This is a genomic window from Arthrobacter sp. Leaf141, assembly GCF_001424565.1.
In the GTDB taxonomy this organism is placed as follows: domain Bacteria; phylum Actinomycetota; class Actinomycetes; order Actinomycetales; family Micrococcaceae; genus Arthrobacter.
The window spans coordinates 12,361-21,052 of sequence record NZ_LMOL01000021.1; the positions used below are offsets into that span (position 1 = coordinate 12,361).

The following is an 8,692-nucleotide window of genomic DNA, read 5'->3' on the forward strand; positions in this document are numbered from 1 at the left end:
GAATTGAAACGGCCCTGGCGCAGGCCCGCAAAGCCGCCGGCAGCGGGGATGTGGCCATTGCCGGCGGGGCACAGACTGCACGGCAGTACCTGTCGGCCGGATTGATCGATGAACTCCGGCTGCATATAGCGCCCATCGTCCTGGGGGCAGGCGAGCGGCTCCTGGACGGCGTGGCCGGCCTGAACCTGGAACCCACCGAGGTGAGCGGGACGGCGCTGGTCACACACATCCGCTACCGCCTCACCAACTGACCGGCCGCCGTCGTGCGTTCCGGAGAACCCCCGCCAATCCGTCAACGGACGACGGCGGCGCATCGCCGGATCCGTTCCGTTACGATCTGTTGATGCCTACGCTTGCCGCACCACACGTCAGCTACCACCCCTCCTGGCTGGCAGCAGCCGCCGAGTTTGGCGGTACCCGGATGGATGGCGCCGGCGCCGACGGCTGGCTCCTGGCGGACCTCAAGGAAGCCGCGACGTTCCGCCGGTTTGTTGACACGCTGGCCAAGGACGCCCTGCCGGAAAGCCCCCGGCAGTCGGGCCATGTCCCTTGCACCTATCTGTGGATGGTGGATGGCGGAACGCTCCTGGGCTCGCTGGCGATCCGGCATGGGCTCAATGAATATCTGCTCAACGAGGGCGGGCACATCGGCTACAGCGTCCGGCCCTCCGCAAGGCGCCGCGGCCACGCCGCGGCAGCGCTGGCTGCCGCCCTGCCCATCGCCCGCGACCTGGGCATCACCCGGGCGCTGCTCACCTGCGATGAGGATAATGCCGGCTCGCGGGCCACGATCGAAAGGAACGGCGGCGTCTATGAGGACAGCCGCAACGGCAAGCGCCGCTACTGGATCGCCGCCGGGTAGGCATCACCCCGAAGTAACCCGGCCAGATGCACCTGTAACGAGCCTGGACGCCGTCAGCTCGGGACGGCTCTGAAGCCTCGAACCTGCATATTCTGCAACTCCGACAGCTTCGCCCTGCGGCGTTCGCCCCTATAATAAGTGCATAGTCGTGCACTCATGCACTCAAGGGGTTCTGATGTTGTCTGTTCTGCGGAATGAAACGTACCGGAGGCTGCTCGCGGCTCAAATCGTAGCGCTGGTCGGGACGGGTTTACTGACCGTGGCCCTGGGCTTGTTGGCATACGACCTGGCCGGGAGCAATGCCGGCGCCGTGCTCGGCGTTGCATTGACAATCAAAATGCTGGCCTACGTTGGCCTGGCCCCGGTGATCAACGCCTTGGCCGTGCGGTGGCCGAAGAAGCGGGTGCTGATAGCTGCGGATCTGGTCAGGGCCGCGATGGCCTTGTGCCTGCCGTTCATTACCGACGTTTGGCAGATCTACCTTGTGATCTTCCTGCTGCAAAGCGCCTCCGCGACGTTCACCCCGGCGTTCCAGGCACTGATACCGACCATCCTGACCAAGGAGAACGAGTACACCCTGGCGCTGTCACTGTCCCGGCTGGCATATGACATGGAAGCCTTGGTCAGCCCGGCTGTTGCGGCTTTGTTGCTAACGCTGGTCAGCTACAACAACCTGTTCATCGGCACCGCCGCCGGCTTCCTGTTCTCGGCTTCGATGGTCACCGTCACGGTTCTACCCCGGTTGGCTGCCCCGACCGGACCACAGCCGTCCCTGTGGCACCGGACCACCCTTGGCACGAGGATCTTCTGCCGGGACGGTCGCCTGCGGTCGCTGTTGGCCCTGAACCTGGTCGTCGCCGCCCCCACCGCTCTGGTCCTGGTCAACACCGTAGTCTTTGTCCGCGATGTCCTGCAGCGGCCTGGCACCGACCTGGCCCTGGCCCTGGCCTGCTTCGGGGTGGGGTCCATGATCGTGGCCCTGTCCGCGCCCCGAGTCCTGGCCCGGTTCGGGGACCGGTCCGTGATGCTCACCGGCGCTGCAGTCATCCCGCTGGTCCTGGCCGGCGCGTCAGCCCTGACGCTGCCGGGCGTCCCCGGAATGGGGTGGTGGCCGCTCCTGGGACTGTGGTTCCTGCTGGGGGCGGCGAACTCCACCATCCTCACGCCCTCCTCCCGGCTGCTGCGGGACGCGTCCACGGAGGAAACCCGGCCTTACGTGTTCACGGCCCAGTTCTCGCTTTCGCACGCCTGCTACATCCTCACGTATCCGCTGGCGGGGTGGGTGGGAGCCGTGGCCGGTTTAGGCTGGGCAGCGCTTGCACTGGCAATTATTGCGATGATAGGTAGCGCAGGCGCCTTCCTGTCCTGGCCAGGGCATGAGGACGCAGCAAACACGGAACCGGCGGAGAAGGAGCCAGGCATTGAATACACACCCAGGCAGCCCGGCCGTCCCCGTTCCTGAACAACCCTCACTCGCCCACCGGGTCACCCCGGGTCCGCAGCTGTTGGAATCCGCTGCCGGCACACTGAGGATGCTCGCCGAACCGACCCGGCTGAACCTGCTCTGGCAGCTCGCCGAGGGCCCCAAAAGCGTCACCGAACTCACCGCCGCAGCCGGGGTGCCGCGGACCGTCGCCAGCCAGCACCTGGCCAAGCTCCGTCTTAGCGGGCTGGTAGATACCCGCAAAGACGGCCGACACGTCATCTACTCCCTCCACGACGGGCACCTGGTCCGGCTGATCCGGGAAACCATCAACCACGCCGATCACCGCATCACCGGTGAACCCACGCACGGCTAGGACCCGGCGGGGCTTTATGACCGCGCGGCTGCTGCGGCCAGGGTTGGTTGGACCGGTTTCTCGTCCGTTCCTTTGATCACCCAGTGGACGACACCGACTGCCAGAATGCCGATGACCGGCGTCAGGTAGGCCGCCCAAGCAGTGCCGAGCGGGGCAAAGCCGACCGAAAACGCAGCGATATCCCAGATGCCGTGCAGCGCCATCGCCCAAAGGAGGGAGCCCGTGACCCGCCGCACGATGTAGAAGCTTGTACCCGACATCGCAGCCAGCACCACTTGTCCAAGGGTGTTCGAGAGGGGAGCCCCGAGAGCGGCGTTGATGAGGTGCATGGCGCCGAAGAGGACGGAGGTGAGCAGCCACACCCAGACTTCCGGCAGTCGTGAGCGGAATGCCGTCAGCAGGAGCCCCCGCGACATCAGTTCCTCGCAGAATCCGACTGCGATCCCGAGGGCAAGCAGGGACAGGAGGAAGGAGGCATCGAACTTTGACCAGTCAGTGTTGAACAGGTTCAGCACGGCGACGAGGAGCATTAGCGCGGGGACGAAGATCGGCCACTTATGGTGCGACCGTTTCCGCTCGAACAGCGCAGGTTTCCACCACCCCAGGAACCAGGTGGTGATGGCCAGCAGTACCGCGCCGACGGCGAGGTCCAGGACCGCTCCCCGCCAGGTGAATTCCGCGGACGTGCCGATCTCGGTGTAGGCCACCCCGCTGAGTTTTGATACGGCGTAGATAACAAGGACATAACCGACGTAGATTGCCAGGCCGATCCAAGCACGAGGGGTGATGCGCATACGCTGTTGCCTTTCAGTCGGCGAAGAGGGCGCTGTCCAGGTTTCCCCTGTTAGGAGGCGGCGCTGGGCGCGTGGAGCTTTTGTGCAGACCGGTCCGAGTGCCCTTTCACAAGGAAAATCGCGACGAGTGCCAGGAGGATATAGGCCCAGTTGAAGAGCCCGGCCAGGGATATCAGACTTGCCGTTCCAGCCGTTTCCGTGGCGGCGTCGATTCCGCCGGTGGCCAGGAATGTGGTGGGATCTGTGGCTGCATGCAGCAGGATGGCCCAGGTGATCCGGCCTGTGACGCGCATGGACAGGTACATCATGGCGCCGAATCCGAAGGTGTAAACCACGGTGATTCCGACAACGAGAGGTGACATGCCGGAAATGATGTTTCCGCTGTGCAAAAGGGCGAAATACAGGGAGGACAAAACGAAGACCAGGCGCTCCCCGTAACCTCCGTTCCGGAGCATGTTGACCACAATGCCCCGGGTGGCGAGTTCTTCGGTGAAACCCACGCACAGGCCGAAAAACACCATCACCAGCAGCAGCCCCACCGAGTACGCAGACCAGTTGGTGGCTGCTGCGCGCAGGAAAATGGGTACGACAACAAGAACAACCGCCACCCACATCCAGGGCCGCCCTCGAACGGGTTGCGGTCCGAAGATTTGGCCGACCCAGCCGAGTGAACGCGCAAAGAGAAACAGCAGGATCCCGGCGATGAATATCGGCAGCGCCAGAGTGAGGAAAGCGCTCAGCGGATCAGCCAGCAGGTTTTCCAGATTGATGGAACCCGAGAATACGGATGTGATCCCCAGCCCGATCAGTTCATACAGACCCCAATAGACAACGATGAAAAGAAGCGCTTTCCACCACGTTCCTTTGTTCCAGAACCGGCTCCATCCAGAACCGTCAATATGTGCAGCCAAAGTTCTACCCCCAAGTATTTTGGTCCAGCGCTTTTAGGTTTATCGAACTAATAATATGTGTCACCCAAGGCTTCACGGCTCTCGTCCAGTGCGCTGCCCGGGCCGGCCATCCTGCGGACCCTGCCCGGCGCAGGAAGACGTCCCGCGTCCCTGGATGACGCCGGGCTACGCCATATTGAGCCTTCGCGTCGTCCCGTGAACGTGCGCGACCGGAACGATTGTGGCCCCGCTGGGCGCTCCGTACTCTCAACTCAGCATCCCCCCACCGAAGGAATCCCCGATGTCTGAATCCCAGGACAAGAGTCCGCAGAGTTCCACCCGCATTGTGGCCGGCCAGTCCGCAACCCCGAAACGCCCGCTCGGCCTGAAGATCGGCATCGGCGCCGCCATCCTGGCCCTGGTAGGTGGCGGTGTCGCCGTCGCATCCGCCGTCAACGCCAACAACGGCGGCACAACCCCCGCCGCGGACAGCGCCCCCGCCGGCAACCCGGCCGCCGACCTGAAGCTGGGCTACTTCGGCAACGTCACGCACGCCCCGGCGCTGGTGGGAGTCAGCAAGGGCTTCATCGCCGAAGAGCTGGGCAGCACCAAACTCAGCACCCAGGTCTTCAACGCGGGCCCGGCCGCCATCGAGGCCCTCAACGCCGGTGCCATCGACGCCACCTACATCGGCCCCAACCCGGCCATCAACTCGTTCGTCAAGAGCCAGGGCCAGTCCATCAACATCATCGCCGGCGCTGCAGCAGGCGGCGCCCAGCTGGTGGTCCGGCCGGAGATCACCTCCGCCGCCGACCTCAAGGGCAAAACCCTGGCCACCCCGCAACTGGGCGGCACCCAGGACGTCGCACTCCGTGCCTGGCTCGTCACGCAGGGCTACAAGACCAACGTGGACGGCAGCGGCGACGTCGCCATCAACCCCACCGAAAACGCCCAGACCCTCAAACTCTTCCAGGATGGAAAGCTGGATGGCGCCTGGGTACCCGAGCCGTGGGCCTCCCGCCTCGTGCTGACCGCAGGCGCCAAGGTGCTGGTGGATGAAAAGGACCTGTGGGACGGCTCGCTGTCCGGCAAGCCCGGCGAATTCCCCACCACCATCCTGATCGTCAACCAGAAGTTCGCAGCCGACCACCCGGACACTGTAAAGGCGCTGCTAAAAGGCCACGTGAAGTCGGTTGAATGGCTGAACAAGGCTTCCGACGGCGAGAAGGCCACCGTCATCAACGCAGCCCTCAAGGAAGCTGCCGGGGCAGAGCTGAAGGCGGACGTGATCGACCGCTCGCTGAAGAACATCGTGTTCACCGTTGACCCCCTTGCCGGAACCTACCAGAAGCTCCTGGCCGACGGCGTCACCGCCGGCACCACCAAGCAGGCGGACATCAACGGCATCTTCGACCTGCGTGCCCTCAACAGCGTGTCCGGCGAGCAGACCTCAGCTGCGAAACTCGGCAAGGAGTAACACCGGCTCCAGCCAGGACGCTCTCACTAGATGCGCCATTTTGGCCAACACCCGCTCACCGTCCCCAGGAAAGTGAGCGGGCGTTGGCGATTTAAGCGCATTAAGTGAGGGAACGGCCATCCGATGGGTATCGGTGAGGCAGATAGTTGATATCGAAAAACTCGCCTTCCCCAAATATATGAAGTGCTTCACAGTGGTTACAGGACCTGCACCAAACCGACCGCAGCCAGTAACCAGAAGGACTTCAACGTGGAAACTCCCCTCTCCCATCTTGCCCACCTCGAGATCACCGCCCCGGACGTCGAAGCGTCGGCACGGTTCTACGAGGAAAAGTTCGGCATGCGCATCATCGACCGCATGGATGGCAACGTTTACCTGCGCTGCTGGGGCGACTACTACCGTTACAGCCTGGTCATCACCGAAGGCCCCGAAGCGTCCCTGGGCCGGATGGCCTGGCGCACCAACTCCCAGGCAGCCCTTGAAGCCGCAGCCCAGCGCATCGAAGCGACCGGCGTCCAGGGCACCTGGACCGCCGGCGGCCACGGCTACGGCAAGGCCTACGAATTCACCGGCCCCTACGGCCACCACATGCGCCTGTTCTACGACGTGGAAAAGTTCGTGGCCGAGCCCGGCTTCGAATCCACCTACCCGGACCGGCCCGAGCGCCGCAGCAGCCACGCCGCCGCCCCCCGTTTCCTGGACCACGTCACCGTGGCATCCTCCGATGTCCGCGGCTTCGCCAAGTGGTACAACGAGGCCCTGGGCTTCCGCGTCATGGCGTTCGTTGACCTGGACGAAGCACCCATCACCGTGTTTTCCGTGCTGACCACCAACGAAAAGTCGCACGACCTCGGCGTTGTCCTGGACACCTCCAGCCGCTCCGGCCGCGTCAACCACATCGCCTTCTGGGTGGACGCCACCGAGGACCTGCTCCGCACCGCCGACGTCATGATGGAAAACGGCACCCCGATGGAATACGGCCCCTCCATCCACGGCGTGGGTGAGCAGAACTTCCTCTATTTCCGCGACCCCTCCGGCCTGCGCGTGGAGCTCAACTCCGGCGGCTACCGCAACTACGTCCCGGACTGGGAAGCCAACACCTGGAAGCCCTCGCTCGGTTCCAACAACTTTTACAAGAACGGCGCCATGCCGCACTCCATGACTGAATCCTTCCCGCCGGCCGAGGGCTTCACTGCCACGGAGGAAGGTGCGTCCCCGGAAATGAAGGAAGCCCTCCTGAACCCGTACGCCAAGCAGGGCCTGGGCTAAGACACCATGGCTGAAACCTATGCACTCATCCGGTTCCAGGAAGCCGGCGACGCCAAGGCACGCACCGGCCTGCTGGTTGACGGCCGGGTCCTGCCGCTGGACGGGGACATCAACTCCCTGATCGAGCACTGGGACACCACCGAACCACAACTGGACTCGCTGGCCGCCTCCGCTGACGGGCACACCGGCCTGGCCCTGGCCGACGTCGGAATCCTCGCCCCGGTGGAGCCCGCGCAGGTCCTGCAGACCGGCGCGAACTACCGCAAGCACGTGATCGACCTCGCCGCAGCCCACCGCGAACCCGGCGAGGACGAGGAGGAAGTGCGCGCCAAGACCGCCGCCATGATGGACAAACGCGCAGGCCAGGGCACGCCGTACTTCTTCATCGGGCTCCCGACGGCGATCGCGTCCGCCACGGACGACCTCACCCTGCCGTCCTACTCCACGTCCCATGACTGGGAGCTGGAACTGGCAGCAGTGATCGGAAAGACGGCATTCCGGGTCACCCCCGAGGAAGCCCTGGAGTACGTGTTCGGCTACACCATGGTCAACGACATCACCACCCGCGAGTACGTCTTCCGCAAGGACATGCCGGCCATCGGCTCGGACTGGTACCGTGCCAAAAACGCGCCGGGCTTCCTGCCCACCGGGCCGCTGCTGGTGCCCGCCAAGTTCTTCGGCGACCCGCAGGACGTCCAGGTCACCCTGAAGCTCAACGGGAAAGCCATGCAGGATGAGTCCACGCAGGACATGATTTTCGGTGTCGCCAAGCTGGTCAGCGAAGCATCGCAGATCATGCCGCTGCGCCCCGGCGACCTCGTGCTCACCGGCAGCCCAGCCGGCAACGGCCAGCACTGGGGCCGCCTGCTCCAGGACGGGGACGTGATGGAAGGCACCATCACCGGGCTCGGCACCCAACTGATCCATTGCAAGGACGAAACCACAAGTGAAGGTGCCCAGTGACCACCCAGGACACAGCACCAACCGGCACCGGGGAATCAACTGATTCCCCGGTTATCCGGCGTGACGATCCGCTCGGCAGCATCCGCGCCATGGCCGCGGCCCACAACAACTGGGGCCGCTGGGGCCAGGACGACGTCCTGGGCACCCTGAACTTCATCGACGCCGCCAAGCGCGTCGAAGCCGCAGCACTGGTGAAGACCGGTGAGGCGTTCTCGCTGTCCCAGCCGTTCGACACCAACGGCCCGCAAAAGGGCTGGCGCCGCCGCACAAACCCGGTGCACACCATGACGGACACCGGGGTGGACGCCGAACGCGGCAACCAGGGTTTCCCGCACGGGTTCGGCGGCGCGGACGACGTGATCGCCATGCCGCTGCAGTGCTCCACGCAGTGGGACGGCCTGGGCCACATCTTTGACCAGGGTAAGGCCTGGAACGGCCGCGCCGCCGGGGACGTGGTCACCTCGGAGGGCGACCTGGTGACCGGCATCGAGACAGCCGCCGCCAAGATCGTCACCCGGGGCGTGCTGCTCGACGTCGGCCGGGCGCTCGGCCCCGAGCTGGGAAGGAACGACGGCGAACTGCCGGACGGCTTCGCCATCACCCCGGAACACCTCCAGCGGACCATCGAGCTCCAAGGC

General features: G+C 64.7%; 10 protein-coding genes. 8 read left to right on the forward strand and 2 right to left on the reverse strand.

Features of this window, described 5'->3' with window-relative positions; all coding sequences use genetic code 11:
• The 4 genes from ASF72_RS21060 to ASF72_RS14610 all read left to right on the forward strand — a co-directional run.
• A partial coding sequence (locus ASF72_RS21060; protein WP_235504740.1) for a dihydrofolate reductase family protein occupies positions 1-251 on the forward strand: 251 nt, incomplete at its 5' end.
• Positions 252-343: 92 nt separating this feature from the next.
• Positions 344-862 (forward strand): GNAT family N-acetyltransferase, encoded by a 519-nt coding sequence (locus tag ASF72_RS14600; RefSeq protein ID WP_056600090.1) that lies wholly within the window; start codon positions 344-346, stop codon positions 860-862.
• Positions 863-1,037: 175 nt separating this feature from the next.
• Positions 1,038-2,324, forward strand: coding sequence for an MFS transporter (locus ASF72_RS14605; RefSeq protein ID WP_056600093.1), 1,287 nt, complete (start codon positions 1,038-1,040; stop codon positions 2,322-2,324).
• On the forward strand, positions 2,284-2,661 hold the full coding sequence (locus ASF72_RS14610) for an ArsR/SmtB family transcription factor (RefSeq protein WP_056600096.1): 378 nt from the start codon (positions 2,284-2,286) through the stop codon (positions 2,659-2,661). The genes ASF72_RS14605 and ASF72_RS14610 overlap by 41 nt, the downstream gene beginning before the upstream one ends.
• A gap of 14 nt (positions 2,662-2,675) precedes the next feature.
• Here ASF72_RS14610 and ASF72_RS14615 read toward each other — a convergent pair whose 3' ends face one another.
• Together ASF72_RS14615 and ASF72_RS21065 are read right to left on the reverse strand one after the other, a co-directional pair.
• Positions 2,676-3,455 carry a CPBP family intramembrane glutamic endopeptidase gene (locus ASF72_RS14615; protein ID WP_050683740.1) on the reverse strand — a complete coding sequence of 260 codons (780 nt, stop codon included), beginning with the start codon at positions 3,453-3,455 and terminating at the stop codon, positions 2,676-2,678.
• A gap of 50 nt (positions 3,456-3,505) precedes the next feature.
• A complete protein-coding gene (locus ASF72_RS21065) occupies positions 3,506-4,063 on the reverse strand; it encodes a CPBP family intramembrane glutamic endopeptidase (RefSeq protein WP_231685979.1) in 558 nt (185 codons plus the stop codon).
• 583 nt (positions 4,064-4,646) lie between these two features.
• On the opposite strand from ASF72_RS21065, the gene ASF72_RS14625 reads away from it, so the two are divergent.
• The 4 genes from ASF72_RS14625 to ASF72_RS14640 form a co-directional block, all read left to right on the forward strand.
• Positions 4,647-5,822 carry an ABC transporter substrate-binding protein gene (locus ASF72_RS14625; protein ID WP_056600099.1) on the forward strand — a complete coding sequence of 392 codons (1,176 nt, stop codon included), beginning with the start codon at positions 4,647-4,649 and terminating at the stop codon, positions 5,820-5,822.
• 249 nt (positions 5,823-6,071) lie between these two features.
• Entirely contained in the window at positions 6,072-7,091 is a 1,020-nt protein-coding gene (locus tag ASF72_RS14630; protein ID WP_056600102.1) for a VOC family protein, read from the forward strand.
• 6 nt (positions 7,092-7,097) lie between these two features.
• A complete protein-coding gene (locus ASF72_RS14635; RefSeq protein ID WP_056600103.1) occupies positions 7,098-8,054 on the forward strand; it encodes a fumarylacetoacetate hydrolase family protein in 957 nt (318 codons plus the stop codon).
• Positions 8,051-8,692 (forward strand): cyclase family protein (locus ASF72_RS14640; protein WP_235504741.1); only part of this gene is annotated, 642 nt, incomplete at its 3' end. The genes ASF72_RS14635 and ASF72_RS14640, both read left to right, overlap by 4 nt.